This is a genomic window from Pseudomonas sp. KH_027 (assembly GCF_057838565.1).
The window spans coordinates 1,227,335-1,252,883 of sequence record NZ_CM174470.1 but is presented as its reverse complement, the minus strand read 5'-3'; the positions used below and the strand labels follow the sequence as shown (position 1 = coordinate 1,252,883).

The window sequence follows — 25,549 nt, the reverse complement described above, 5'->3', positions numbered from 1 at the left end:
GGCGGATGACGCCGCGCGTTATCCGCCTTACGCCGTGAAGCTCATCCCCGCTATACTTGCCGGCTTTCCGATCAGCTGCCAAATAGGGTCCCGCCCCGCATGGACAAGACGTACCAGCCCCACGCCATTGAAACTTCCTGGTACGAAACCTGGGAGTCGAAGAACTATTTCGCTCCGCAAGGCGCCGGCGCCCCCTACACCATCATGATCCCGCCGCCGAACGTCACCGGCAGCCTGCACATGGGCCATGGCTTCAACAACGCGATCATGGACGCGCTGATCCGTTTCCGCCGCATGCAGGGCCGCAACACGCTTTGGCAGCCGGGCACCGACCACGCCGGGATCGCCACGCAGATGCTGGTGGAACGCCAGATCGGCGCAGAAGGCTTGAGCCGCCACGACCTCGGCCGCGAGAAGTTCCTGGAGAAAGTCTGGGAATGGAAGGAGCAGTCCGGCGGCAACATCAGCCGGCAGATCCGCCGCCTCGGCTCCTCGGTGGATTGGACGCGCGAGCGCTTCACCATGGACGACGGCCTCTCGGAAGCGGTCAAGGAAGCCTTCGTGCGCCTGCACGAAGACGGCCTGATCTACCGCGGCAAACGCCTGGTCAACTGGGACACCAAGCTGCACACGGCAATTTCCGACCTCGAAGTGGAAAACCACGACGAGAAAGGCCACCTGTGGAACCTGCGCTACCCGCTGGCCGATGGCGCCAAGACCGCCGATGGCCTGGGCTACCTGATCGTCGCCACCACCCGCCCGGAAACCATGCTCGGTGACAGCGCCGTCGCCGTACACCCGGAAGACGAGCGTTACCAGGCGCTGATCGGCACGTTCATCGAGCTGCCGCTGGTGGGCCGCCGCATCCCGATCATCGCCGACGAATACTGCGACCCGGAGTTCGGCACCGGCTGCGTGAAGATCACCCCAGCCCACGATTTCAACGACTATGAAGTCGGCAAACGCCACAACCTGCCGTTGATCAACGTGCTGGATAAAGACGCCGCCATTCTCGCCACGGCCCAGGTGTTCAACCTCGATGGCAGCGTCAACGCCGAGTTCGACGCGCGCCTGCCGGCCGATTACGCCGGGCTCGATCGCTTTGTCGCGCGCAAGCAGGTAGTCGCGGCGCTGGACGCCCTCGGCCTGCTGGAAAAGGTCGACGACCACGCGCTGAAAGTGCCGAAAGGCGACCGCTCCGGCACCATCATCGAGCCCTGGCTGACCGACCAGTGGTACGTTGCCACCAAACCCTTGGCGGAAAAAGCCATCGCAGTGGTGGAAAACGGCGACATCCAGTTCGTACCCAAACAGTACGAGAACATGTATTTCAGCTGGATGCGCGACATCCAGGACTGGTGCATCAGCCGCCAGCTCTGGTGGGGCCACCGCATCCCGGCCTGGTACGACGAAGCCGGCAACGTCTACGTCGGCCGCGACGAAGCCGAAGTGCGCGCCAAGCACAACCTCGGCGACACCGCCCTGCGCCAGGACAATGACGTCCTCGACACGTGGTTCAGCTCGGGCCTGTGGACCTTCTCCACCCTCGGCTGGCCGCAGCAGACCGAAGCGCTGAAAACCTTCCACCCGACCGACGTGCTGGTCACTGGCTTCGACATCATCTTCTTCTGGGTCGCCCGGATGATCATGCTGTCGACCCACCTGACCGGGCAGATCCCGTTCAAGACCGTGTATGTGCATGGCCTGGTGCGCGATGGCCAGGGCCAGAAGATGTCCAAGTCCAAGGGCAACGTGCTCGACCCACTGGATATCGTCGACGGCATCGACCTCGACACCCTGCTGGAGAAACGCACCGGCGGCTTGATGCAACCGAAAATGGCGGAGAAAATCGCCAAGCAGACCCGCGCCGAGTTCCCCGAAGGCATCGCCAGCTATGGCACCGACGCCCTGCGCTTCACCTTCTGCTCGCTGGCTTCGACCGGTCGCGACATCAAGTTCGACATGGGCCGCGTCGAGGGTTATCGCAACTTCTGCAACAAGCTGTGGAATGCTGCCAACTTCGTCATCGAGAACACCGATGGCCAGGACACCGGCGTCAATGGCGAGCCGGTGGAACTGTCCTCGGTAGACCGCTGGATCATCTCGGCGCTGCAACGCACCGAGCTGGAAGTGACCCGCCAGCTGGACAATTTCCGCTTCGACCTGGCCGCGCAAGCGCTCTACGAGTTCATCTGGGACGAGTACTGCGCCTGGTACCTGGAGCTGGTCAAGCCGGTGCTGTGGGACGAGAGCGCGCCCATCGAACGCCAGCGCGGCACGCGCCGGACGCTGATCCGCGTGCTGGAAGTGATTCTGCGCCTGGCGCACCCGTTCATGCCGTTCATCACCGAAGAAATCTGGCAACGGATCAAGGCGCAAGCCGGATGCCTTCAAGGTGGAAAGCGCGGCGACACCATCATGCTACAGGCCTGGCCGGTGGCCAACGAAAGCCGCATCGACGCCGCCGCAGAAGGCGACATCGAGTGGGTCAAGCAACTGATGCTCGGCCTGCGGCAGATCCGTGGCGAGATGAATATCTCCATGGCCAAGCGCATCGACGTGATCCTGCAGAACGTCAGCAGCGAAGACCAACGCCGCCTGAACGAAAACGCGCCGCTGCTGAACAAGCTGGCCAAACTGGAAACCGTCACCGTCCTGGCGCAGGGCGATGAAGCACCGATGTCCGCCACCGCGCTGGTCGGCGAGATGCAGGTCTTGGTGCCGATGGCCGGGTTGATCGACAAGGACGCCGAACTGGCGCGCCTGGACAAGGAAATCCTGCGTCTGAGCCAGGAAGTGCAGCGAGTTGGCGGCAAGCTGAGCAACGCCAGCTTCGTCGACAAGGCGCCGGCGGAAGTGATCGCCAAGGAGCGCGCCAAACTCGCTGAGGCCGAACAGGCCGTCGGCAAGTTCAACGAGCAACGCGAGCGCATCGCCAGTTTGTAAGCACTTCCAGCGCTATCGGGCCATTTAGCGCCCTCTCCCATTTACGGGCGAGGGCTGGGGGTGAAGGGATAAAAAGCGCGTTCCCATGCTTAAGTAAGCGACATTGCACGCCTTTGTCTTTGCAGGAACACACGCCCATGCCGATTTCCCTGCGCTTCGAGTCCACCCTCAAGGCCAGTCCCGAACAGGTCTGGCGCTGGATCACCGACGTGCATAGCCTGCGCGCCGAAATGCGACCTTGGCTGTGGATGAGTATTCCCAAGGGCATCCGCAACCTCGAAGACCCCGACTTGCAGCCCGGCAAACCGCTGTTTACCAGTTGGCTCTGGCTATTGGGCTGCCTGCCGATTGGCACCTCGCGCCTGACATTGCGCGAACTCACCCCGGGCAGCGGCTTTATCGAAGAGTCGCCGATGACCGGCACACGCCTCTGGCGCCATCAGCGCAGCCTCGAGCCACTGGCGTCCGGCACTCGCGTGGTCGATCAACTGACCGTCGAGCCGCTGTTCGCCAGCTTCGTGATGAAAGGCTTCCTGCACCTGTTCTTCGCCAGTCGCCACCGCGCCTTGCGCAAGCGCGATGCTCAACTGAGCCCCTGATTTAACCTGCAACCGCACGGACCCAGGAGCAACCATGGACGTCAGCAAAACCAAAAGCAGTTTTTACCGCCGCCTGTACGTCGCCTGGCTGATCGACAGTGGCGGCGCCGTCAGCGTGCCGGCATTGGTGGAAGCCACCGGCATGCCGCGACGCACGGCCCAGGATACCTTGCTGGCCTTGGCCGACCTGGATATCGACTGCCACTTCGAGCAGGGCGCGGGCGAGCGCAACAATGCCGGCCACTATGTGATCCGCAACTGGGGCGCCATCGACAAAGGTTGGATCGCCGCCAACCTGCGACAGATCAAAACTGTGCTTGGCTATCCCTGAACGTATCCAAGCGGTGCTGATTGCAATTGCCGATGATCACCGCAGGAGCCTTAATGGCGGTCCTCCAGTACAAACGCCTGCTGTTGGTGATTCTGTTCCTCGCGCTGCTGCTGGCGATTTTCCAGTTCAGCGGCCTGCGCCAGCACCTGAGCCTGCAATACGTGCATGACACCCTGCTGCAGCACAAAGTCAGCGGCCTGCTGTTGTTTGCTTTGTTGTTCGCCCTGGGCAACCTGATCCAGATTCCCGGCTGGATCTTCCTCGCCGCAGCCGTGCTGGCCCTCGGGCGCATCTGGGGTGGATTGGCCACCTACCTGGCCGCGACCTTTGCCTGTTGCAGTACCTTTTTCATCATTCGCCTGCTCGGCGGCGATGCGTTGCGCAAACTGGACAGCCAATTAGCGCAGCGCATCATCGCCCACCTCAATGAACGACCGGTACTGAGCATTGCCCTGCTGCGCTTGCTGTTCCAGACCGTGCCGGCGCTCAATTACGCCCTCAGTCTCAGCGGTGTGCGCTTTCGCCACTACCTGACCGGCACCCTGCTCGGCCTGCCAGTACCGATTGCCTTGTACTGCCTGTTCTTCGATTACCTTGGCAAGGCCCTGCACATTACCTAGCCAAAGCTCGCGGGTTATGAATAATGCCCGCCTGCCATCGCAACTCCGGACCCGCTCACCATGCCCAGCCAACCGCCCCGCAAAACACCCGCGAAAAAAACCTCGGGCGAAGCGGCGAGCGCTAAAAAGGCTCTGCTGCACCCACGCAACCGTCATCAGGGCCGCTATGACTTCCCGCAGTTGATCAAAGGCAGCCCGGAGTTGGCCGCTTTCGTGATCGTCAATCCGTACGGCAAAGAGAGCATCGACTTCGCCGACCCGGCAGCGGTCAAAGCCTTCAACCGCGCGCTGCTGCAACAGTCCTACGGCATTCATGGCTGGGATATTCCCGATGCCTACCTGTGCCCGCCGATCCCCGGCCGCGCCGACTACCTGCACTACCTGGCCGACCTGCTGGGCGTCAGCCATGATGGCGTGATCCCGCGTGGCGCCGGCATTCGTGGGCTGGATATCGGTGTGGGGGCCAACTGCATCTACCCGCTGATCGGCCAGCACGATTACGGCTGGCAGTTCGTTGGCGCGGATATCGACCCGGTTTCGTTGGCCTCGGCGGCCGCCATCCTCAAGGCCAACCCGCCACTGGCGGATGCCATCGAACTGCGCCGTCAGCCCGACGCGGGGCGTATCTTCCAGGGGCTGATCGACACGGATGAGCGCTTCGACTTCAGCCTGTGCAACCCACCCTTCCATGCCTCGCTGGACGAGGCCCGGCGCGGCAGCCAGCGCAAATGGAAGAACCTCGGCAAGCTCGACCCGAGCCGCAAGCTGCCCGAGCTGAACTTCGGCGGTCAAGGCGCAGAACTGCACTGTGAAGGTGGTGAAGCGGCCTTTATCGCGCGAATGGCGGAAGAAAGCGCAGGCTTCGCCCAGCAGGTGTTCTGGTTCAGCACGCTGGTGTCCAAGGCCAGCAACCTGCCGGCCATGCAGGAAGCATTGAAAGCGCTGGGAGCCTGCGATATCCGCGTGGTCGACATGGCACAGGGGCAGAAGCAAAGCCGCTTTATCGCCTGGACCTTCCTCGACAAGAATCAGCGCCGCGCCTGGCGCAAAGCCTGCTGGGCGGCACCCAGCCAGGACTGAGCGCTAAACCAGCAAGGTCGGTGCCTGCTCAGGCTGCCAGAGTGGAAACTTGCGCATCGCCGCGGTAAACAGCGCCGACTGTAAAAACTCATCCAGCCAGCGCTGCAGGTTCGGGTACGGGCTTTGCGCGAACCAGGCGCTGTCCACATGCGCGAATTGCCGAATAAAAGGCGCGATGGCGACATCGGCGATGCATAACTGCGGCCCCAGCAGATATGGCTGCACGCTTAGCCGGGCCTCCAGCCGCGCCAGAAACACCTCGCCCTGAGCGCGGTAATCTTCGGGCGCCTGCTCGGGATGGCGCACCGCGTACTTGTAACGATCCAGATGCTGCTTGAACACCTGATCGTTCTCGCGGATCAGCTCAGCCGCCTGGGCATAGCGCTCCGGCGTATCGGTTAACCGCCAGTTAGCCGGATCATGACTGGCCAACCCCCAGTGCATGATCTCCAGGCTTTGTTCGAGCACCTCGCCCGCGCTGCCGATCAACACCGGCACCGTGCCTTTGGCTGAGCGGGCCAGCATCTCGGCTGGTTTGCCTTGCAAACTGACTTCACGCAGCTCGACTTGGCAACCGGCGTAGAGCAAGGCCATTCTGGCCCGCATGGCATAGGGGCAGCGGCGAAACGAATAGAGGATCGGCAGGGGCATGTTGCAGTGCGCTCGGGGTGCGGGTTGAAAATAATCGTTAGCCGCCACTTTAATTCGAAGCGCCGGATTCCGCTGTTCTGTTAGCCTTCACCTGGTTAATCCAGCCAGCTGCGCCCGCCAATACGTTCGATAGGTGAGTCATGGGTTCAGAAACAAACACTCATGCTGCATTCGCCAGTCACCTCCGCGCTCACACGCCGTCATCACGCATAAAGCGCGGTCTCTGCTGGCTGTGGTTGTCTGCGCTGAGTGGCTTGCTGCCGGTACAGGCCGAAGTCCGGGTGCTGACCGAGCACTCGCCACCGGGTGAATACCTGAATGCCTCCGGGCGCGTCACCGGCCCCACGGCCGAGATGGTGAGCGAACTGATGCGCCGGGTTGGCCACCCGGGCGAGATCGAACTGTTGCCCTGGAAGCGCGCCTACGACTACACCCTGGCCGGCCCGCAGGTCGCGCTGTTCGAAACCGCGCGCACGCCCGAGCGGGAGGCGCTGTTCAAATGGGTGGGGCCGATCAAGCGCATCCGCTGGGGCCTTTACGATCACAAGGCACACGCAAAACCCTTGCGCCACCTGGACGAGGCGCGTCAGGTACAGACCCTTTGCGCCTATATCGGCGACAGCAAGGGCGATTACCTGCTGCAGCAGGGCTTCAGCAACCTCTACCAACCGGTACTGTCCGCGCAGTGCCTGGACATGCTGCTACGCGGCAGAGTCGACTTGTGGTTATCCAGTGATATTGAAAAAGACGCACTGGCACAGGAACAGAAGCTTGCAGCGGATGAGCTGGTGTCCGTTCTGGACGTTGCCACCCTGGACCTCTACATCGCCTTCTCGCTGGGCACTCCCGATGACATCGTGCAACGCTGGCAGGCGACCCTGAACGGCATGAAACGCGACGGCACCCTGGGCGCCTACTATCGCGGTACCTATTCCGAGGCGCTGATCGCCGAGATCAGCCAGGCCCAGTAGCAACGCGCACAACACCAGCCTACGCGTGCGTCCCCGGCTGTAGCCGCCCCTACCCGCCGACCGCGAAGCGCCTGTCCAGCGAGCTATAGCCCATCCCCACCGCCTTGTGCACTTTCAGCTGCACCGGAATGCGCTCCTTCAGCGCTTCGACATGGCTGATCACGCCGATCATCTTGCCGCTGGCGTTCAAGGCATCGAGGGCGTCGAGGGCGACTTCCAGGGTTTCGCCGTCCAGGGTGCCGAAACCTTCGTCGAGAAACAGCGAGTCGATGCTGGTCTTGTGGCTGACCAGGTCGGACAGCGCCAACGCCAGCGCCAGGCTGACCAGGAAGCTCTCACCACCGGACAGGGTTTTGCAGTCGCGCGCCACGTCGCCTTGCCAGGTGTCGAGCACTTCCAGCTCCAGTTCGCCGCTGCTTCTACGCGCCAACTGGTAGCGACCGTGCAGACGCTGCAGTTGCTGGTTGGCCAGATAGACCAGGTGATCGAGGGTCAGGCCCTGGGCGAATTTGCGGTATTTGGCGCCATCGGCCGAGCCGATCAGGCCGTTGAGGTGCTGCCAGAGGTCGTACTCGCCCGCCTTCGCGCCGATCTCGTTGAACAGCGCCTGCTGGCTCTGCCGTCGCTGCTCGTCGCCCTGCAACTGGGCGCGAATCTCGCCCTGGCGGTGGGTCAGATTTTTGATTTTGCCGTTGAGGTTTAGCAGCAGCTCTTCGATTTGCTCGCGGCTGAGTTCGGTCTGCGGTGCGCCCTGCAAGTGCGCCAACGCCTGCTCACTGGACGCTTTGAGCGCCCGGGCTTCGGTCAGGGCTTTTTCCAGGCGCGCTTGCAGGCTCGACAGCTCGAGTTGCTGCTCATCGGTCAGCAGCGCAGCGCGGTAGCTGTGCTCATCGGCGAAGGGACTGAGCGCCAGTGCACGGTTCCAGGCGTGCTGCTGGTGCTGCAGCTGGGCCTGTTCCTGGCTCAGTTGCGCACTCAGCGCCTGCTGTTTACCCAGTAGCTCGCTGGTCAAGTTCAGCGCCGCGCCGTACTGCGTTTCAACGGCGGGCAGTTGCTCATGCGCATCGTTGCAAGGTGCCAGCGCTGGCAGCGGTGCCTGGCCTTGTTGATCCCAACGTTGCTGCCAGAGCACCGCCACTTCGCGGGCAGCATTCAGCTGGTATTCCAGCTCACGCTGCTCGGTTTGCAGTTGCTGACGCTGCTTCTGCTGTTGCTGCCAGAGCTGCCATTCCTGTTCGCGCTGTTGCAGCCAGGCAACACCGTCTTCCGGCAGGCTGTAACCCATCGCGCTGAGCGCGCTGTCGAGTGCGGCATCCTGCTCGGCCTGCTGATGCCGGAGTTGGTGCAGGCGCGCGCCGATCTCGCTGTGTTGGCTCTGGTTGCTGTGCTGATCCTTGGCTAGCAGCGCCTGCTTCTGCTCGGTTTCGCTGCAGGTTTTTTCCGCCTGCTGCCGTGCGGTGCGGGCACTGTCCAGAGCGGTTTTAAGCGTTTCCAGCTGTGCAAGCCGCTGCTGCAAATTGTCGAGCTGGCTGACGTGCTGCTGTTTATGCGCGGTGAGTGCCGGTGCATCGTGCAACTCGATGCCCAAAGCCTGGCAGTGCTGCTGCCAGCGCTCGGCCTGTTGTTGGCGCTCCTGTTCGCCGCGTTGCAATTGCTGGGTCTGCTGCTCGACGCGTTCGTTCAGGGTGGCCAGTTCACTCTTCAGGCCTTCGCCCTGATCGCGCATGTTGTCGAGTTCGCTCTTCTTCGCCAGCAAACCCTTCTGTGTGTCGGAACTGTCCAGCGCTTGATAAGCCGCGACCGCCGGGTGCTCCAGCGAGCCGCACAACGGGCAGGCTTCGTGCGGTTGCAGTTGCGCCCGGTAGACCTCCAAGGCCTGGATACGCTGCTCCTGCTCCAGCAGCTTTTCCTTGTCGCGCACCTGTTGCTGCAGGTCTTTGTACTGCTCGCGCAGGTTCTGCAGCGCCAGGTTTTTTTCAGCTTGCTGGCGAGCTTGCTCAGTGAGTGCAGCATTCAGTTGACTGGCTTGTTGCGCCAATTGCTGACGCTGCTGCGCGATCAGTTCCAGGCGCTCCAGGCCATGACCGTGGGCCAGCAGGTTTTGCCATTCTTCACGCAATGCCGTTTCGTTCTGGCCTTGTGCCGAGTCGCCGGCCAACAGACGATCCAACAACGCCTGCTGCTCGCGCTCATGGCTGTGCACCGTGCTCAGGCTCGATTGCGCCGTGGCCAATTCGGCAGTCAATACCCGCAACTGCTGATCCAACGCCGCGCCGGCCTGCAGGCTTTGTTGCTGTTTATCGGTCTGCGTTTGCAGGGCCTCGCCGAGCGCTTTGCGCGCCGCCAATTGCGCACGCCAAGTGCCCAATTGCTCGCCCAATTGGCTGCGCTGCGGATGCTGCTCAAGCTGGGCTTCCAGTGCTTGCCGCTGCTCGCTCAGTTGCGTCAAAGCCCGTTGCCGCACCATGGCGATCTGCTGGCTCAGTTGACTGGCCTGCCAGAGTGTTGCGCTGATAGTTTGCCTGGCCTGTCGCTGCAACCCATGGGTTTGCGCCAGCACCTGTTCGACCTGATTCACCGCCTGCTGCGCACGCTGCCAGGCGCTATGGCTGGGTTGCAGTTTCAGCGCCGGGGCACTGGCGGCCAGTTGCTCGAGTTGCGGTTGGGCGGCGCTCAGTGCTTGTTGTGCCTGTTGTTCATGGCGGTGGGCAATCTGTTGCTGGCTGGCAGCTTTGGCCAGCTCATCGCACCACTGGCGTTGCTGCTGTAGCTGCTGTTGCTGGCTACTGAGGGTCGTTTCCTGACTGCTCAGTTGCTGCGCTTCGCCTTCAAGGTTTTGTCGTTGTTCGTCACTTAGCAGTTCGACGCCATCGGCCCTGGCGCGCAGCTGATCGAGCACGATTTTGACTTCACGGGTCTGCTCGAAGACCCGCTGGGAAATCTGCCCGTAGATATCGGTGCCGGTCAGCTCTTCCAACAGTTCGGCGCGCTGGTTGGCGTTGGCTTCGAGAAAGGCGGCGAAGCCCCCCTGGGCCAGCAACATGGACTTGGTGAAACGCTCGAAGTCCAGACCGGTGAGGCTTTCGGTCAGGCGGTACTTTTCGTTGATCTTGTCGGTGAGGATGCTGCCCTCGCCGTTCGCCGCATCGATGCGTGCCAGTTCGACCTTCGGCGCCTGCAAGGCGCCGTCACTTTTGTCACGGGCGCGACGTTGGCTCCAGAAGGCGCGGTAACACTGGCCTTTGACCTCGAACTCGACCTCGGCCAGGCAATCGGCGGTGTGCCGGGTCATCAGCTCGTTGCTGCCGGCCGACAGCGTGCTCATGCGCGGCGTGCGGTGATAGAGCGCCAGGCAGATGGCATCCAGCAGCGTGGTTTTGCCGGCGCCGGTGGGCCCGGTGATAGCGAACAGGCCGTTATCCTTGAAGGGTTCGGCGGCGAAGTCGATCTTCCATTCGCCTTTCAGCGAGTTGAGGTTCTTCAGGCGCAGGCTGAGAATTTTCATGCCTTGCCCTCCTGCAACTCGCCAACCACCTGGCGGTACAGGCCCTGCAAGCGGGTTTGCAAGGCATCGTCCAACGCTTCGCTACTCAGGCGCTGGGCGAACACGTCGTCGGTACTCAGCTCATCCAGGGTTTCTTTGGCGTTGGTCTGCAAGCTCGCTTGCGCATTGCCGCGCTCGCGACGGATACGCAACACCTCGACCGGCAACCCCTCGGTCATGGCCTGAATGCGCACCTGTAGATCGCTCAGGTAATCATCGGCACTGACCTGCACCTCCAGCCATACCGGGCGCTCGGCACTGCCCTGCTTCGCCACTTCGGCGATGGCGCCTTGCAGCTCGCTCAATGAACCGCGCACTGACAACAACGGCTGAAAGCGCGGCACCGGCAAGGCCTCGATGCTCTTCAGCTCGCGGCCGGCGAACGCCACCAAGAGCACTTCCTTGTCCTGTTTGGCTTCATCGAAACTCAGTGGAATCGGTGAACCGCAGTAGCGGATGTGTTCCAGGCCAGCGACTTTTTGCGGCCGGTGAATATGGCCGAGGGCGATATAGGCAGCGGGCGGGAAAGCGCTGGTGGGAAAGGCCTCCAGCGCACCGACGTAGATTTCCCGCACCGACTCGCTGGCACTGGCGCCGACGGTGGTCAGGTGGCCGGTGGCGATGATCGGCAAGTCACCGCCCAGCTCATCGCGCTTGGCTTCGGCCAGGGCATACAGTTGCTGATAATGCTGATGAATGGCTTCCTGCAGCGACAGTTGTTTGTCCTGTGCGCTCTGCCCGGCCTGGCTTTGCAGCACGTCGCGCGGGCGGATAAAGGGGATGCCGCAGAGCACTGCACCCGGTACGCCATCCTGGGTATTGAGCACCAGCAGTTGCTCGGCTAGATCCGCGCAGACACCGGGAATTACCCGCGCATTCAGATGCGCGAGCAGGCTTTTGCTCTCGCCGAGCATGGCCACCGAATCATGGTTGCCGCCCAGCACCACCAGCTGCGTGCCGCTGGCGCGCAGGGCGACGATGAATTCGTTGTACAGCTCACGGGCATAACTGGGTGGCGCGCCGGTGTCGAAGATGTCGCCGGCGATGATCAGCGCATCGACGCGATGCACCGTGCATTGTTCGATCAACCAGACAATGAAGGCCTGATGTTCGGCCTGGCGGGTTTTACCCATGAAGTGCTGGCCAAGGTGCCAGTCGGAGGTGTGCAGAATACGCATGGTCTTGCTCACATCTGCCAGTCCTTGACCAGCACATGGGTCTTGACCTTCTGCATGCCGGGGAAGTTTTCGATCTCGCCGCGTACTTCGCTGAGGCGCTGCATCGACGGCGCTTCGATATACACCAGCATATCGGTCTCACCGCTGATGCCGCTGCAACGCCGAACCTCGACAAACGCGCGCATGCGCTCGACATAGTTCTCGCAGCGCCCGCCGGTATAGAACAGCTCCAGATAGGCTTTCACCGCGCTGCCTTCAGGCTCGACGACACGGGCGTGGTAGCCCTGGATGATACCGTTCTGCTCCAGTTGCCGGATGCGTTCGCTGACCGCGGAACGCGACAGATTCACTTCACGGGCGATCTGGCTGACGGCCAGTCGGGCATCGGCACGCAACAGGGCGATGATCTGTTGATCGAACTTGTCCACTCGGGGATCTCACGCAAAACAGATTGACGGGTAATTCCGCCGTTTTGCCGGGCAATGCCGGCAATTCACCGGGAACGCTCAGCCGGCGGGCGGCTTAACATGGGCTACGAAGGATCGCACGAGCATACATCATGAGCCGCCTGAACCAAGAACTGAGCCTGTTGCAGGGCATCGGCCTGTTAAGCACATCGCTGCTCGGCACCGGTATTTTCGTCGTGCCCGCCCTCGCCGCCACAGTCGCCGGCGGGGCTTCGCTGTGGGCCTGGTTGTGGCTGATTGTGCTGGTGCTGCCGGTGGCCTTCACCTTCGCCCAGCTGGGCCGTCACTTCCCCCACGCCGGCGGCGCGCCGCACCTGATCGGCCGCGCCTTCGGCCCACGCATGGAGCGCGTCAGCGCCTTGCTGTTCCTCGCCGTATTACCGGTCGGTTTGCCGGCGGCACTGAACATCGCCACCGGGTTCTGGCAGGCCTTGTTCGATATCGGCCGTGGCCAGGCGCTGGCCATCCAGCTCGCCACCTTGGCCGCCATGTTGCTGCTTGGACAACGTCCGGCGAAGGCTTCGGGCCTGGTGCAGGGCGCCATCGCCCTGGCCATTATCGGCACCGTTGGCCTGATCTGGTGGCTCGGCGATCTACCCCACGCCAACCAGCCGTTACTGCCGCCGCTGCAGGGTTCCTGGCACTTGCTGCCGGCAGCGCTGGGGGTGATGTTCTGGTGTTTCGTCGGCATCGAGGCATTCACCCATATGGGCGAAGAATTCAAACGCCCCGAGCGCGACTTCCCCCTCGCCCTGCTGCTCGGTGTGTTGCTCGCCGGCCTGGTGTATTGGGCCTGTTCGGTCGCCGTGCTGAGCTTCCATACCTATGGCGATGTGAACACCGATGCCGCCTCGCTGCCGCGTATGCTCGACCAATTGCTCGGCGCCAAGGCCCGCTGGCTGAGCGCGCTGATCGGCTACCTGGCCTGCTTCGCCTCGATGAATGTCTATGTCCAGGGCTTCGCCCGACTGATCTGGAGCCTGGCCGACGAGGGCAAACTGCCGCATAGCCTGGCCCGGCGCAATCACCATGGCGTGCCGGCGCGCGCGCTGCTGTTGGTGGTGCTGTGCTGCGCCCTGTGCGCCACAGTGGCGGCGGGCTTGTCACTGTCGGTCGACCAGTTGATCCGCTACGCCAACGGCAACTTCGTGCTGATTTACCTGTTCAGCATGGCCGCCGGTTGGGTGCTGCTCAAAGGGCTGTGGCGCTGGCTGGCCGGGTTCAGCGCCCTGCTCTGCGGGCTGGTGCTGATCCTGCTGGGTGTCGATGCCTGGTATGCCCTGGGGTTACTGGCAGTGCTCGCGCTGCTTGATTACGCCCGCACCCAGCGTTTGCGGCGATTGGCTGAGGGTTCCACTGCAACACGCTAAACCCGCGACCTAACTCGCACATTGAGATCGGCCACAATCCTTTTCGACAGTTACGCTCTATGGTTAAGAACGCTCAAGCTCTGGCGAGCTAAAGCGAGACAAGGTAAAACCAGGTTTGCCAGCGCAGTTGGCTGTAGCCAATGAGCATTGAACACCTGGTTTTAACGCTGTATCGCTGACGCGCAGCAGATCGGAGCCAGCCGTAGACTGAAAGGAAGCTAAATGCGCCGTATCCTCCGCGACTTGAAAATCATGTTGCTGACCAACCTGTGGATAGTCCCGGTGGTCGCTGCCCTGGTCGGCGCACTGTTCTACTTCGTCGCCCCGCCGCCGCCCATGCACGCACGCCTGGCCACCGGTGCCACCGGTGGCGGCTATCACGCCTTTGGCGAGCGCCTGCGCGCCGAGTTGGAGCGGCAGGGATTCACCCTCGAACTGGTGGAAAGCCAAGGCTCCCAGGACAACCTGAACAAGCTCGACCGGGGCGAGGTGGAGCTGGCCCTGGTGCAGAGCGGTCAGGAGCTGAGCCTCACCGCTGACGTACGAGGAAAACTCAGTGGCCTTGGCGTGATGTATCGCGAGCCGCTGTGGCTGTTCACCGGCAAAAAAATCAAATTCGGACGCCTCGCCGACCTGATGAAACTACGCCTGGCCATCGGTTCGCAGGACAGCGGCACCCAGGCGGTGACCGCCGCCCTGTTCGCAGCCAATCACATCGAGGCGGCGCAGTACCCCAAGCAATGGCAGGCGCTGGGCGGCAGTCGCGCCGCCGATGCCCTGATCGCCGGAGAGCTGGACGCCGCCTTTTTCGTCGGCCCGGCGGAGAACGCCTTGATCCAGCGCCTGGCAGCGGATCCGCAGCTGCGCCTGGTCAGCCTGCGACGCACGACCGCCTACCTGGCGCGCTTGCCCTACCTCAGCCGCCTGGAGGTCGGCGAAGGCATGCTCGACATGGCGCGCAACACCCCCGACCACGACATCGTCACCCTCGGCCCGATGGCCACCCTGGTGGCCGGCGAGAACTTCCACCCCTCGCTCACCGCACTGATTCTCGAGGCAGCCAAAACCGTGCTGAAGAACGGTAGCCTGCTCGACCCCGCCGGCAGCTACCCGGCCCCGCCACCGTTATCCCTGCATACCCAGGACGAAGCCGACTATTACTACAAGAAGGGCCTGCCGATTCTGCAGCGCTACCTGCCCTTTCGCATCGCTTCGCTGGCCGACCGCTACATCATCCTGGCCATCCCACTGCTGGTATTGCTGTTCCCGCTGTTCAAGGCCATTGGGCCGATCTACCAGTGGCGTATCCGCGCGCGCATCTATCGCTGGTACAAGCACCTGCGCGAGATCGACCAGCAACTGTACAAGGGCAAGCTGGCCAGCGACCTGAGTGCGGAAATCACTCGCCTCGAACAGCTGGAGGACGAGTTGGCGCGGGTCGAAGTGCCGCTGTCCTACTCCAACGAGCTGTACGAGTTGCACATGCACCTGCGCTACATGATCGAGCGATTGCAGGCCTTGCAACGCAGACGGGCGACCAATGCCGAGCAGGTCGGGTAAACTGGCGCGCCTCGCCCTGTCCGCCCCGATACGAGAACGCCATGCCGATCCGCCACTGCATCGTCCACCTGATCGAGAAGAAACCCGACGGCACCCCAGCGGTGCTGCACGCCCGCAGCACCGAGCTGGCCGAGTCGCAAGCCATCGAGAACATGCTGGCCGACCTCAATGAGAGCTACAACGCCAAGCAGGGCAAGGCCTGGGGCTTTTTTCAGGCGGAATCCGGCGCCTACCCGTTCAGCGGCTGGCTGAAGGAGTACAACGACGGCGGTCAGGACTTCACCGCCTTCAGCCGGCAAGCGGTGGAGCACCTGCAAAAGCTGATGGAGGAGTCCAACCTCTCCACTGGCGGCCACGTATTGTTCGCCCACTACCAGCAGGGCATGACCGACTACCTGGCGATCGCCCTGCTGCACCACAGCGAAGGGGTGGCGGTGAACGCCGAGCTGGACGTGACGCCGGCCAAACACCTGGACCTCGGCCAGCTGCACCTGGCGGCGCGGATCAATATCTCCGAGTGGCTGAACAACAAGCAGTCCAAGCAGTACATTTCCTTTATCAAGGGCAAGAACGGCAAGAAAGTCTCGGAATACTTCCGCGACTTCATCGGCTGCCAGGAAGGCGTCGACTCGCCGAGCGAGACCCGCACCCTGCTGAAAGCCTTCAGCGACTTCGTCGAAAGCGAAGACCTGCCGGAAGAACAGGCACGGGCGAAGACCGACACGCTGGTCGACTACGCCACCAGCCAGGCCAAGATCGGCGAGCCCATGACCCTGCAGGAGCTCTCCGGCCTGCTCGACGAGGAGCGGCCGAAAGCCTTCTACGACCACATTCGCAACAAGGACTATGGCCTGTCGCCGGAGATCCCGGCGGATAAGCGCACCCTCAGCCAATTCCGCCGCTTCACCGGGCGTGCCGAGGGTTTGTCGATCAGCTTCGAGGCGCACCTGCTCGGCTCTAATATCGACTATGACGAAGCCCAGGACACCCTGACCATCCGCAACCTGCCAACCCAGTTGCGCGACCAGCTCAAACGCCGCAAGGACTGATGCGCGCGCCCGGCCTGGAGGTAACGGCGCCACCCGGCAGCGTTCGTGCTGCCGCCAACCGTTCATGCAGGCAGCGTAACCTGCCGCTGGCGCCGCGATAGATAGCCAAGTGCGGGGCCTGTAGCGTCACCAGATGCCCGCCCGGCACACGCCTCAACGAAGCGACGGCAGCATGTGCCCACTTACAGCTGCCGCTAAGGAAGCGCACTGCTTGGAAAGCTTATATTTCTCCCCCATGCTGCTCGGGCTTAATCTGCTGCTGGCCAGCGCCGTGGCCTGCAGCGCGCTCTGGTACTTTTCGCGCCCCTATCGCGGGCCCGGATTGTGGATGCTCGGCGCTTGGACGCTGATCCTCGGCATTCTGCTGTTCGTTGGCTTCATGGCCAGCGGCAGCGCATTACTCAATGTGCTGGGTAATGCCACCCAACTGGCCGGCGAAGCGATTCTGCTACTGGGTATTTTTCGCTTCCTGGGCTTGCCACCGCCTTACTGGACAGTGCCACTGAGTGCCGGACTGATGGCGTTGGTCTGCAGCTGGCATTGGTGGGTAGCGCCGATCAACACCGAATGGCTGGTGGCTATCTATGCCCTGATCGGTGGCCTGCTGCCCTTCCAGGCCTGCTGGGCGCTGTGGCGGGCGCCGGCCGAGCAGGAATTGCGTGGCGTGCGCAACTTTGTGGCGCTGGCCTTGTTTGGCTACGCCGGCGTCACCCTGTTACGGGCGGGCATCGGCCTGCATGACGGCTTACAAGGTATCGTACAAAACGATGTAACCCGCTCTTACAGCTACCTGCTGCCTTATAACTTTGGCATTCCGCTGTGGGTCATGACCCTGGTCGGCCTGGCGCTGATGACCATGCGCCGCATATTGGCCGACAGCCAGCGGCACGCCGAACAGGCGCAAAATAACGCCGAACGCTTCGAACGGCTCATGGGGGTCGCCAATGCCGGCATGCTTGTGCTGCAACAGGGCCGCATCGTCGACACCAACCCTATGCTCGAACAGCTGATTGGCAGGCCCCGTGCCGAGCTGATCGACCAGCCATTGGCCAGCCTCTTCGGCGCCACCAGCCAGAAAGCAGTTGCCGACCTCTTGGCGCAGGCCGACGGGCGCCCGCACGACATCCTGGCGCTGCGGGCCAATGGCCACAGTTTTCCGGTCGAACTGTCGGTGGCGGTGCTGGAGACCCCGCAGCGACAAGTGGCGGAAATACGCGATGTCACTCACCGCAAGGTGCTGGAAAACAAACTGCTGCGCCTGGCGACTACCGACCCATTGACCGGGGCGCTGAATCGTCGCGCCTTTTACGCCCGCGCCAAGCATGAGTTAGAACGTAGCCAACGGCACGGCAACCCCTTCTGTCTGGGCTCGCTGGACCTGGATCACTTCAAGCAGATTAATGACCAGCACGGGCATGCCATGGGTGATGCGGTGCTGAGCCAATTCAGCCGACTCTGCCGCAAGCTGGCCCGCAGCACCGATCTGTTCGCACGCTTGGGCGGCGAAGAATTCATTTTCCTGCTGCCAGATACCGAACTGCCGGCCGCTCGCCTCTTTCTCGAGCGGCTCAGGGAAGCGGTACAGAGCCTGCCGTTTAAAGCGGCCCAGGGCAGCCTGCATATAAGCGTCAGCATCGGCCTGGTGCAGTACCACGAAGGCAGCTCACTGCCACTGTTACTGGAAGCTGCCGACGCCGCCCTCTACAAGGCCAAACTGAATGGTCGTAATCGGGTTGAGATGCAGCAGCAACCCTTGTGACATTGCCCTTTTTGGCAGCGGCTTGCCCCAAGCCAGTGCGCTGACAGTGCCTCAATTGTCAGCGGCTGGCCGGCAATAACGCTTCGCCAACACTCGAACCCATGCCTGCGCAGACCTTGAGCCCGTGGGCGGCATGCACCTGGAATGGCGTGTTCTTGCCAGGCTGGCACGTAAATCGCTTAACCCCATCTGCGCCACATTCAGCGGCGCACCTTTTCCGGGACGACCCGGGATGGCCCGCAGCCATCGCTCAATCTGGACGACCAGGTAACGTTTTGATTTTTTAATCAGGAGGTTGCTATGTCGTCAGTACAGCGCAAGCCCAATCCGCACACTGCCTTCCAAAGCCTGCCGCTGGTGGACATCAGTGGCCTGTACGCGGCTGATCTCGATACGCGCAACCATACTGCCGCCATGCTCGGCCAAGCCGCCCAAGATGCAGGCTTTCTGTACATCACCGGCCATGGTGTGCCCGCGCATTTGATCGAGGCGTTGAAGAGCCGTAGCCGCGATTATTTCGCCCAGCCACTGGACTGCAAAATGCAGGACTACATCGGCCTGTCGAGCAATCACAGCGGTTATGTACCGGAAGGCGAAGAGCAATTCGTCGAGGGCAGCGTCGACCACAAGGAAGCCTACGATATCGGCTTCGACCTGCAGCAAGCGGAGCGGCGCAGGCCCATGCTCGGGGCCAATCAATGGCCGACCTTGCCAGGCTTCAAGGAGGACATCAACGCCTATTACGACGCGGCTTTGGCCGTCGGCAATCGGCTGTTCAACGGCTTCGCCCTGGCGCTTGGGCTACCGGAAGACACCTTCACCCGCAACATCAGCACCCCACCGAGCCAGCTGCGCCTGATCCACTACCCCTACAACCCCAATGCCCCGGTAGACCGGCCCGGCATCGGCGCGCATACCGACTACGAGTGCTTCACCATTCTGCTGCCCACCGCACCTGGCCTGCAGGTGCTCAATGGCGCTGGCGAGTGGATCGAGGTGCCGATTATCGACGGCGCGTTCGTGATCAATATCGGCGACATGATGGAGCTGCTGAGCAACGGCACCTACGTCGCCACCGCGCATCGGGTGCGCAAGGTCGCCGAAGAGCGTTATGCCTTTGCGCTGTTCTGCGCCTGCGACTACGACACCCTGATCGAACCGATTACCGCCCTGGTCGACCCGGAAAAAACCAGCACTTACGGATCCCTGGTATGCGGCGAGCACCTGTATGCGCAGACCCTGCAAACCTTCAGCTACCTGAAAAAACGCCTGGCCTCCGGCGAATTGACCCTGCCCAAAGGGGCCAAGGGTTTGTCCTCCTTCGGTTACAAAAACCAGACCGAGGAGGTCCGCCCATGACCCTTGCCGAATTGCTCGCCCAGCACGCCCGCCGCCCGGACAATAGCGTGCCGGACTGGATGCTCGGTTACTACAAGCGTCACGCCATCAGCTTTGCCAATGGTCAAACCGATGTGCACACCCATGTCTGCTGGCTGCAAAGCCGCAACTTCACCATCGACCTGCGCTTGCCGCTGGAAGACCGGCAAGTTGCGGCCAAAGCGCTGGCCGACTACAGCAGCGAAGAGCTGCAAAACCTGGCCAATTACGAAGGCTGGGAAGCCCTGAGCCACTGGCAGGAACCGCTGCTGAGCTGGCACACCGACACCTCCTTGCAGGTGCATAACCGCTGGCCGGAACCGGCCGATCTGAAACGCATCGGCAACTGCATGATCGAGTTCGCCCCCAGCGGCGCCTATGTCGAAGACTGGCGCCTACAACCCTCGGCGTCCGGCCCGTTGATCGGTCTACGGCTGATCGAGGAACGCGACCTGAGCAACGATTGCGTGCGCCATCGCGGTGGCGGGCTGATCGTCTGTGGTGACTATGCCGCCCTGGTGCTCGGCCGCGCCGAAGCGCTCGATGCGCCGGCGGACACCTCGCTGAAAGAACTGGTCGCCCAGGCGACCGGTGATCCGCAACGCCTGGCGCAGCTGTTCAACTTCGAGACCTCGGTCGCCCGAGGCTCACTGCAACAGGGCTTCGCCATCAGCCTGTCGACCCAGCCCGCACGGGTTGGCCACAGCCTATTGCCGCTGGAGGGTTTCGAGTTTCTGCCGGAGCGCGATCGGATCAGCCAGCACCTGGAGATCGACGGCGTGCTCTGCCAGCGCCTGTTCAGCATCGACAGCCTGGAACCGCTGATGCACTTCGAGCAGGCCAGCGGGTTTACCCCAGCGGCTGAACGCTGGTTCGAGCGCGAGTCAGCAACCCTGGCGCGTTACACCCAAGCATTGACCTGAACCCGAGCAATTTCCCCGATACCTCATGAGGTGTTTATGAAGTCCTACGCATCCGTCTTACAAAAAATCACGCTGGTGGGCCTCGCCACCCTCTGCCTGGTGAACAGCGTGACCGCCAACGAGAAAAAAGACAGCTTCAAGGTCGCCTGGTCGATCTATTCGGGCTGGATGCCCTGGGGCTATGCGGCGGAAAAAGGCATCGTCGACAAGTGGGCGAAGAAGTACGGGATCCAGATCGAAATCGTTCAGCTCAATGACTACATCGAATCCATCAACCAATACGCGGCAGGCGCCTTCGATGCTTGCGGCATGACCAATATGGACGCCCTGACCATCCCCGCTGCCAATGGCGTCGACACCACTGGCCTGATCCTCGGCGACTACTCCAACGGCAACGACGCCATTGTGTTGAAGAACGGCAAAAGCTTCGCCGAGATCAAAGGTCAGCAGGTCAATCTGGTCGAACTGTCGGTCTCCCACTACCTGCTGGCGCGGGCGCTGGACCTGCATGGTTTGGTCGAGCGTGACGTGACCGTGATGAACACCTCCGATGCCGATGCCGTGGCCTCGTTCACGACCCAGGGTGTTACCGCCGCCGCACTGTGGAACCCGCAACTGAGCATGGTCATGAAGCAGTCGCCAACCGCCAAGGAAGTCTTCACTTCGAAGGAGATCCCCGGCGAAATCATCGACATGATGGCCGTCAACAGCAAAACCCTGGCAGCCAACCCGGAGCTGGGCAAAGCCCTGGTCGGCGCCTGGTTCGAGACCTTGCAGTTGATGACCCAGGACAACCAGCAAGGCAAAGCCGCACGCACCTTCATGGCCGAGCATTCGGGCACCGACCTCGCCGGTTACGACGAGCAACTGACCAAGACCGCGCTGTTCTACACCCCGGCCACGGCTTATGACTTCGCCAATGCCTCGGCTACCATGCGCGCAACCATGGATAAAGTGCGTAGCTTCTCCTTCGAGAAAGGCCTGCTGGGTGAAGGCGCGACCAATGCCGATGCGGTTGGCATGCAGTTCCCTGACGGCTCCACCTTGGGCAATGCCAAAAACATCAAGCTGCGCTTCGACGCGAGCTACGTGAGGATGGCCGCCGACGGCACGCTGTAAAAAGCCAACGAGGCAGCGACCGAGAGCCCGAAGAGCGGCATCTCGGGCTCTGCGCTGCAAGGCCGCTCGAGTGGCACGGTTCGCGCCTGAGCCTGCCCGGCGAAAACCACCGGACAGCCATGCTGTCTAGCGTTCACTCAACTCAATCGCCGTTCACCCGCGCCGCCGCGCATCGCCGCATGCGGCAACGCCCACCCGCCATGGGCCAGCTCAAATCACCTTGACCGCACGCCCGATGAACTGCACCGGACCGGTGGGTTTGCCGATCGGCGAGCCGGTGGACTTTTCCAGGGTCAGTTCGAACAGCTGGTTGGGCTGTAGCGGCGGCAGTTTATCCAGCGGAATCTGCAGGCTCTGCCCAGGCTTGACCAAACCCAAGGAAACCGGCCCGCTCCAGTCATCGGCCTTGGTCCAGAACTCCAGCGCTTTGTCGGCCGGCACCTCGGCGATCGCCAATGGGATCAGCTGGATCTCGCTTGAGTTGCTGGCTTGCACGATCCAGCCTGGCGACTTGTCCTGCGGCGCCACCAGCACCACCACGAATTGCGGGCCTTGCGGCGGCGTGATCTGGGTGAGCAACAACGACGCCAGCACAACCGCCGCAGCGAAACCGGCGCCCGCCAAACCACGCCAGAACGGCAAGCTACGCCAGCCGAACCAGCCCGCGCCTGACGCTGCGGACGCGTGCTGTGCCTTGGCTTGTGTCAGCGTCGCCAGCGAATCCAGGCTGCGCTCGACCCGACGCCAGAGCCCCGGCGAGAGCGGTAGCGGCTCGACCAGGGCGGTCAGGGGCAGCAGGCGCTCCTCCCAGGCGTGCACGGCGGCGCGCAGTTGCTCATCGTGCTGCAAGCGCTTGTGCACCTCGACCCGCTGCCAGGCAGGCAGCGTGCCCAACACATACTCCCCGGCCAGTTCGTCCAGCTCGGCGGGGGTCTCGTGCGAGGGGTTCGTGCTCATGCCAGGCACTCCCTTAATGCGGCCAGGCTGCGCTTGATCCAGGCTTTGACCGTGCCCAGCGGAGCCCCCAGTTTCTGCGCGATCTCGCTGTGCGAACAACCGTCCACGTAGGCGTGGAAGATGCAGTTGCGGCGCACCGGCTCGAGCTGCTCCAGGCAATGCTTGATACGCCCGGCACTGGCCCGCCAGTCGAAAGCGTCTGCCGTATCCTGCCAGGCTTGCAGCGACGCCTGGGCATCCAGCGCGGCGGCGGTATCATCGTCCACCGTGACCTCGCGCCGGTTGTCTCTGACCGCGTTCAAGGCCAGGTGGCGCGTCACGCTGTAGATCCAGCCCCGCCCGGAGCCGCGCGCCGGCTCGAAGCTGCCGGCGCGGGTCCAGATTGTGAGGTAGGCGTCATGCACGATGTCCTCGGCCATGGCGCGGTCGCGCACAATGCGCTGGACCACGCCCAGCAGGCGAGCGCCTTCCTGCTCATAGAGCCGTTGCAAGGCTTGGCGGTCACCGCTGGCACAGGCAACCAGTGCAGCGGCGTAATCGAAGTCGGTTTCAAGTGTGGGCAAGGGGGATAAGCCGTCAGGGTTGCAGCGGCCCCGGCGGGAGCCGCCGGGGGTAGCGGAGAATAGGCTAGCCGAACTTTGCGCGCGCATGCGGCGAGAATCGCAGATACAGCCCCACCCCCCGCGCCAGCCAGGCCTAGCTGGCCTTCCAGAAAATGTAGTCTGCCTGGTAGGTGACGACTTCGCGCTGGCCCTTGGTGGCGGCGTTGCATTCGCTCGTCGGTGCCGCCCCGCCCTTCAGCGCGACCCGCTGGATGAAGCTGACACCCGCCATGGCACCCGCGCCGACCGCCGCGTTGGCTTTTACCAGTTGATAGGGAAGATTGCCGGCCCCGGCTGGGGCTACCGCCAGTTGCGTACCGCTGACCTTGGAGCCATCCAGGACTTCCCAGGTGGCGGGCGGCCCGTAGTAGGTGCCGACCTGTTTGCCGCTGCGGTCGTTCAGCACCGCCTTGGGACCGACGAACACCCATTCGGTCTGACCGGCGGCGTTAGCCTTGTCGCGGCACTCGTAGGTGATCTCGCCTACCCCTACGGTTTCCATGGACACCGCGTGGCCGGCCGGCACCTTGATGTTGTCGGGCAGGGCATCCTGGGCGAAAACCGCCTGGCTGGCGGCCATGAACAAGGCGCCGGCAACAGCGGTGCGGGCAACGGTGAGCAATCGCGTGGTTTTCATGCCAATTTCTCCAGAAAAAGAAGTGACCAGATCGGCAGCTTGATCGGCTGCTTCCTGTACTACCCGGCAGAAATCGATTTGGATGCACGCGCTGGGAAAATAATCGGCGCCCGGGGTTGCTCACCCCAATTGCTCGCCAGCGCCCTGAGGCAATCCAAGCCCCCACGTGTTTATCCGCACCGTGCTCGCTCACGCACAGCAGGTTCGGCTGTCCAGCGCTTCCAGGAGCCGGCAGTGTTGCGCCTGCTCACTGTTGCAGTCGGCCAGCTTGCGCAGCTCAGCCTGCATCGTCAGCAGGTCGCGGATGCGGGCCTCGATGGTGGACAAATGCACCTGCACCAGTTGATCCGCTTCACGGCAGGGGCTTTGCGGGTGATTGGCCAGCTCCAGCAGGGTCTGGATTTCCTCCAGACTGAAGCCCAGTTCACGCCCGCGCCGGATAAAGCGCAGCCGTCGTACATCGACTTCTTCATAACGGCGGTAACCCGATGCCGTGCGTTGCGGCTTGGGCAACAAACCACTGCGCTCGTAAAAGCGGATGGTCTCCAGGTTGACGCCACTTTCTCGGCTGAGCGCGCTGATGGTGAATGGTTTAGTCACGGCTTGACTCCGTAGTTACTACAGGGTTTAGCCTACACCTCACCTACTCAAAGGAGAAGCCACATGGGCGCTCACTGCTGCAATCATGAGCCGACTGAAAACGCCGGGCAAAAAACCGGGCGCTACCGCAAGATTCTCTGGATCGCACTGGCGATAAACCTCGGCATGTTCGTCATTGAAATCGCCTCGGGGTTGCGGGCCAACTCGGTCTCGCTATTGGCGGACTCCCTGGATTTCCTCGGGGATGCGGCCAACTACGGCATCAGCCTCTGGGTACTGGGCCTGGGCGTGGTGCTCAGGGCCCGGGCATCGCTGTTCAAAGCGGCGTGCATGCTGCTGTTCGGCGTGGCCGTGCTGGGCGTGGCGATCTGGAATCTGCTCAGCGGCAGCGTACCGAGTGCGCCAACCATGGGCCTGATCGGCACACTGGCGCTGGCCGCCAACCTGGGCGTTGCCGCACTGCTTTATGCCTACCGCGATGGCGATAGCAACATGCGCAGCGTCTGGCTCTGCACGCGCAACGATGCACTGGGCAACCTCGCGGTGCTGCTGGCCGCTCTGGGCGTGCTGGGTACCGGCACGGCATGGCCGGACCTGCTGGTCGCCAGCATCATGGCCACGCTGGCGATTTCCGCGGCGGTGCAGGTCATGCGCCAGGCCCGGCAGGAGCTCGCGGCCGAGGCGAATCGCGCAGCGCCAATGCCCGCGCAACAACGGCTGATGCCCACAGCGAACCAACAAGAGAGGCACTAACCATGCGACCGGAGTTGCGCCAGGCGATTGACCTGGCCTTCCTGCAGGCACGACATGCCATGGCGGTTGCGGATCACGCCACTGCCTACGCCCAACTGGAACGCGCCCACATTCTCAGCCAACGCTTCCCGCTGCTGCATGCACGCGCCCATTGCTGGATGCTGATCACGGGCTGGCGCTCGCGAGATACCCGCGAAGTCCTGGGCCAAGCCACGCGGATTCTGGCGGCGCTACTGTTCTCACGCCTCTGGGTGCCCCTGGGTAATAGCGGCCGAGCCAGAGTCAGCGCGCTCAAACCCATGCCTGTTGCAGAAGACCTGCGGCGCCTCCTGCAATTGCCTTGAAAGCAGGTGCCCGTCTGTGTCGGCTCGACCTGAGCCGTTCATGACGGGCAAAGCCGGCACAGTTGCGCATCGCTCAATCAGCTCGGGGTCCATGGCTGTTTCGGCGTGCAGC

Annotated in this window: 23 protein-coding genes; 15 read left to right on the top strand and 8 right to left on the bottom strand. The window is 62.7% G+C overall.

The annotated features are described in order from the left end of the window. Nucleotides 1-99: 99 nt before the first annotated feature. The 5 genes from AC3IYG_RS05830 (at nucleotide 100) to rlmF (ending at nucleotide 5,576) form a co-directional block, all read left to right on the top strand. The gene (locus tag AC3IYG_RS05830) at nucleotides 100-2,946 is read left to right on the top strand and encodes a valine--tRNA ligase (protein ID WP_489312816.1); all 2,847 of its coding nucleotides are present in this window, start codon (nucleotides 100-102) and stop codon (nucleotides 2,944-2,946) included. Nucleotides 2,947-3,083: 137 nt separating this feature from the next. After that, nucleotides 3,084-3,545, top strand: coding sequence for a hypothetical protein (locus AC3IYG_RS05825; protein ID WP_489312815.1), 462 nt, complete (start codon nucleotides 3,084-3,086; stop codon nucleotides 3,543-3,545). A 34-nt stretch (nucleotides 3,546-3,579) separates the two neighbouring features. Then, complete coding sequence (locus AC3IYG_RS05820) at nucleotides 3,580-3,876, top strand: winged helix-turn-helix domain-containing protein (protein WP_489312814.1); 297 nt, start codon at nucleotides 3,580-3,582, stop codon at nucleotides 3,874-3,876. Between the two features lie 53 nt (nucleotides 3,877-3,929). Then, a complete protein-coding gene (locus AC3IYG_RS05815) occupies nucleotides 3,930-4,496 on the top strand; it encodes a VTT domain-containing protein (protein WP_489312813.1) in 567 nt (188 codons plus the stop codon). 60 nt (nucleotides 4,497-4,556) lie between these two features. Then, nucleotides 4,557-5,576, top strand: coding sequence for a 23S rRNA (adenine(1618)-N(6))-methyltransferase RlmF (rlmF, locus tag AC3IYG_RS05810; RefSeq protein WP_489312812.1), 1,020 nt, complete (start codon nucleotides 4,557-4,559; stop codon nucleotides 5,574-5,576). A 3-nt stretch (nucleotides 5,577-5,579) separates the two neighbouring features. Here the strand turns inward: rlmF and AC3IYG_RS05805 are convergent, their stop codons facing one another. Continuing rightward, nucleotides 5,580-6,227: a glutathione S-transferase gene (locus AC3IYG_RS05805; RefSeq protein ID WP_489312811.1), complete on the bottom strand. Its 648-nt coding sequence runs from the start codon at nucleotides 6,225-6,227 to the stop codon at nucleotides 5,580-5,582. A gap of 236 nt (nucleotides 6,228-6,463) precedes the next feature. On the opposite strand from AC3IYG_RS05805, the gene AC3IYG_RS05800 reads away from it, so the two are divergent. After that, nucleotides 6,464-7,198 (top strand): substrate-binding periplasmic protein, encoded by a 735-nt coding sequence (locus AC3IYG_RS05800; protein ID WP_489312810.1) that lies wholly within the window; start codon nucleotides 6,464-6,466, stop codon nucleotides 7,196-7,198. 49 nt (nucleotides 7,199-7,247) lie between these two features. Here AC3IYG_RS05800 and AC3IYG_RS05795 read toward each other — a convergent pair whose 3' ends face one another. From AC3IYG_RS05795 to AC3IYG_RS05785, 3 genes are read right to left on the bottom strand one after another with little or no spacing between them, the layout of a single operon-like run. Continuing rightward, entirely contained in the window at nucleotides 7,248-10,703 is a 3,456-nt protein-coding gene (locus AC3IYG_RS05795; protein WP_489312809.1) for an SbcC/MukB-like Walker B domain-containing protein, read from the bottom strand. Then, nucleotides 10,700-11,920: an exonuclease subunit SbcD gene (gene sbcD, locus AC3IYG_RS05790; protein WP_489313846.1), complete on the bottom strand. Its 1,221-nt coding sequence runs from the start codon at nucleotides 11,918-11,920 to the stop codon at nucleotides 10,700-10,702. Before sbcD ends, AC3IYG_RS05795 begins: the two co-directional genes overlap by 4 nt. Nucleotides 11,921-11,928: 8 nt before the next feature. Then, the gene (locus AC3IYG_RS05785; RefSeq protein ID WP_489312808.1) at nucleotides 11,929-12,348 is read right to left on the bottom strand and encodes an Lrp/AsnC family transcriptional regulator; all 420 of its coding nucleotides are present in this window, start codon (nucleotides 12,346-12,348) and stop codon (nucleotides 11,929-11,931) included. 131 nt (nucleotides 12,349-12,479) lie between these two features. Here AC3IYG_RS05785 and yjeH point away from each other — a divergent pair, with 131 nt between their 5' ends. The 7 genes from yjeH (at nucleotide 12,480) to AC3IYG_RS05750 (ending at nucleotide 21,544) form a co-directional block, all read left to right on the top strand. Next, nucleotides 12,480-13,757, top strand: coding sequence for an L-methionine/branched-chain amino acid transporter (gene yjeH, locus AC3IYG_RS05780; protein WP_489312806.1), 1,278 nt, complete (start codon nucleotides 12,480-12,482; stop codon nucleotides 13,755-13,757). Nucleotides 13,758-13,979: 222 nt separating this feature from the next. Then, nucleotides 13,980-15,317 (top strand): TAXI family TRAP transporter solute-binding subunit, encoded by a 1,338-nt coding sequence (locus tag AC3IYG_RS05775; protein WP_489312805.1) that lies wholly within the window; start codon nucleotides 13,980-13,982, stop codon nucleotides 15,315-15,317. A 41-nt stretch (nucleotides 15,318-15,358) separates the two neighbouring features. Beyond that, a complete protein-coding gene (yejK, locus tag AC3IYG_RS05770; protein ID WP_489312803.1) occupies nucleotides 15,359-16,366 on the top strand; it encodes a nucleoid-associated protein YejK in 1,008 nt (335 codons plus the stop codon). A gap of 211 nt (nucleotides 16,367-16,577) precedes the next feature. Next, complete coding sequence (locus tag AC3IYG_RS05765; RefSeq protein WP_489312802.1) at nucleotides 16,578-18,125, top strand: GGDEF domain-containing protein; 1,548 nt, start codon at nucleotides 16,578-16,580, stop codon at nucleotides 18,123-18,125. Between the two features lie 300 nt (nucleotides 18,126-18,425). Next, entirely contained in the window at nucleotides 18,426-19,484 is a 1,059-nt protein-coding gene (locus tag AC3IYG_RS05760; RefSeq protein ID WP_489312801.1) for an isopenicillin N synthase family dioxygenase, read from the top strand. Next, complete coding sequence (locus tag AC3IYG_RS05755; RefSeq protein ID WP_489312800.1) at nucleotides 19,481-20,425, top strand: hypothetical protein; 945 nt, start codon at nucleotides 19,481-19,483, stop codon at nucleotides 20,423-20,425. The genes AC3IYG_RS05760 and AC3IYG_RS05755 overlap by 4 nt, the downstream gene beginning before the upstream one ends. Before the next feature lie 36 nt (nucleotides 20,426-20,461). After that, complete coding sequence (locus AC3IYG_RS05750) at nucleotides 20,462-21,544, top strand: putative urea ABC transporter substrate-binding protein (RefSeq protein ID WP_489312799.1); 1,083 nt, start codon at nucleotides 20,462-20,464, stop codon at nucleotides 21,542-21,544. A gap of 210 nt (nucleotides 21,545-21,754) precedes the next feature. Here the strand turns inward: AC3IYG_RS05750 and AC3IYG_RS05745 are convergent, their stop codons facing one another. The 4 genes from AC3IYG_RS05745 to AC3IYG_RS05730 form a co-directional block, all read right to left on the bottom strand. Next, the gene (locus AC3IYG_RS05745; RefSeq protein ID WP_489312798.1) at nucleotides 21,755-22,501 is read right to left on the bottom strand and encodes an anti-sigma factor; all 747 of its coding nucleotides are present in this window, start codon (nucleotides 22,499-22,501) and stop codon (nucleotides 21,755-21,757) included. Continuing rightward, nucleotides 22,498-23,064, bottom strand: a complete 567-nt coding sequence (locus AC3IYG_RS05740) for a sigma-70 family RNA polymerase sigma factor (protein ID WP_489312797.1) — start codon at nucleotides 23,062-23,064, stop codon at nucleotides 22,498-22,500. Before AC3IYG_RS05740 ends, AC3IYG_RS05745 begins: the two co-directional genes overlap by 4 nt. Nucleotides 23,065-23,197: 133 nt before the next feature. Beyond that, complete coding sequence (locus AC3IYG_RS05735; protein WP_489312796.1) at nucleotides 23,198-23,740, bottom strand: DUF3455 domain-containing protein; 543 nt, start codon at nucleotides 23,738-23,740, stop codon at nucleotides 23,198-23,200. A 189-nt stretch (nucleotides 23,741-23,929) separates the two neighbouring features. Then, on the bottom strand, nucleotides 23,930-24,340 hold the full coding sequence (locus AC3IYG_RS05730; protein WP_489312795.1) for a MerR family DNA-binding protein: 411 nt from the start codon (nucleotides 24,338-24,340) through the stop codon (nucleotides 23,930-23,932). 63 nt (nucleotides 24,341-24,403) lie between these two features. Between AC3IYG_RS05730 and AC3IYG_RS05725 the strand changes: the two genes are divergently transcribed. Continuing rightward, nucleotides 24,404-25,093, top strand: a complete 690-nt coding sequence (locus AC3IYG_RS05725) for a cation efflux transmembrane domain-containing protein (RefSeq protein WP_489312794.1) — start codon at nucleotides 24,404-24,406, stop codon at nucleotides 25,091-25,093. A 2-nt stretch (nucleotides 25,094-25,095) separates the two neighbouring features. Then, a complete protein-coding gene (locus tag AC3IYG_RS05720; protein ID WP_489312793.1) occupies nucleotides 25,096-25,437 on the top strand; it encodes a DUF3703 domain-containing protein in 342 nt (113 codons plus the stop codon). Nucleotides 25,438-25,549: the final 112 nt, after the last annotated feature.

Bases quoted from the DNA above. Each gene is read 5' to 3' on its own strand.
- AC3IYG_RS05735 (WP_489312796.1), bottom strand. From the start codon at position 23,740: ATGAAAACCACGCGATTGCTCACCGTTGCCCGCACCGCTGTTGCCGGC.
- AC3IYG_RS05775 (WP_489312805.1), top strand. From the start codon at position 13,980: ATGCGCCGTATCCTCCGCGACTTGAAAATCATGTTGCTGACCAACCTG.
- yejK (WP_489312803.1), top strand. From the start codon at position 15,359: ATGCCGATCCGCCACTGCATCGTCCACCTGATCGAGAAGAAACCCGAC.
- sbcD (WP_489313846.1), bottom strand. From the start codon at position 11,920: ATGCGTATTCTGCACACCTCCGACTGGCACCTTGGCCAGCACTTCATG.
- AC3IYG_RS05760 (WP_489312801.1), top strand. From the start codon at position 18,426: ATGTCGTCAGTACAGCGCAAGCCCAATCCGCACACTGCCTTCCAAAGC.
- AC3IYG_RS05795 (WP_489312809.1), bottom strand. From the start codon at position 10,703: ATGAAAATTCTCAGCCTGCGCCTGAAGAACCTCAACTCGCTGAAAGGC.
- AC3IYG_RS05825 (WP_489312815.1), top strand. From the start codon at position 3,084: ATGCCGATTTCCCTGCGCTTCGAGTCCACCCTCAAGGCCAGTCCCGAA.
- AC3IYG_RS05830 (WP_489312816.1), top strand. From the start codon at position 100: ATGGACAAGACGTACCAGCCCCACGCCATTGAAACTTCCTGGTACGAA.
- yjeH (WP_489312806.1), top strand. From the start codon at position 12,480: ATGAGCCGCCTGAACCAAGAACTGAGCCTGTTGCAGGGCATCGGCCTG.
- rlmF (WP_489312812.1), top strand. From the start codon at position 4,557: ATGCCCAGCCAACCGCCCCGCAAAACACCCGCGAAAAAAACCTCGGGC.
- AC3IYG_RS05725 (WP_489312794.1), top strand. From the start codon at position 24,404: ATGGGCGCTCACTGCTGCAATCATGAGCCGACTGAAAACGCCGGGCAA.
- AC3IYG_RS05720 (WP_489312793.1), top strand. From the start codon at position 25,096: ATGCGACCGGAGTTGCGCCAGGCGATTGACCTGGCCTTCCTGCAGGCA.
- AC3IYG_RS05750 (WP_489312799.1), top strand. From the start codon at position 20,462: ATGAAGTCCTACGCATCCGTCTTACAAAAAATCACGCTGGTGGGCCTC.
- AC3IYG_RS05820 (WP_489312814.1), top strand. From the start codon at position 3,580: ATGGACGTCAGCAAAACCAAAAGCAGTTTTTACCGCCGCCTGTACGTC.
- AC3IYG_RS05815 (WP_489312813.1), top strand. From the start codon at position 3,930: ATGGCGGTCCTCCAGTACAAACGCCTGCTGTTGGTGATTCTGTTCCTC.
- AC3IYG_RS05805 (WP_489312811.1), bottom strand. From the start codon at position 6,227: ATGCCCCTGCCGATCCTCTATTCGTTTCGCCGCTGCCCCTATGCCATG.
- AC3IYG_RS05745 (WP_489312798.1), bottom strand. From the start codon at position 22,501: ATGAGCACGAACCCCTCGCACGAGACCCCCGCCGAGCTGGACGAACTG.
- AC3IYG_RS05755 (WP_489312800.1), top strand. From the start codon at position 19,481: ATGACCCTTGCCGAATTGCTCGCCCAGCACGCCCGCCGCCCGGACAAT.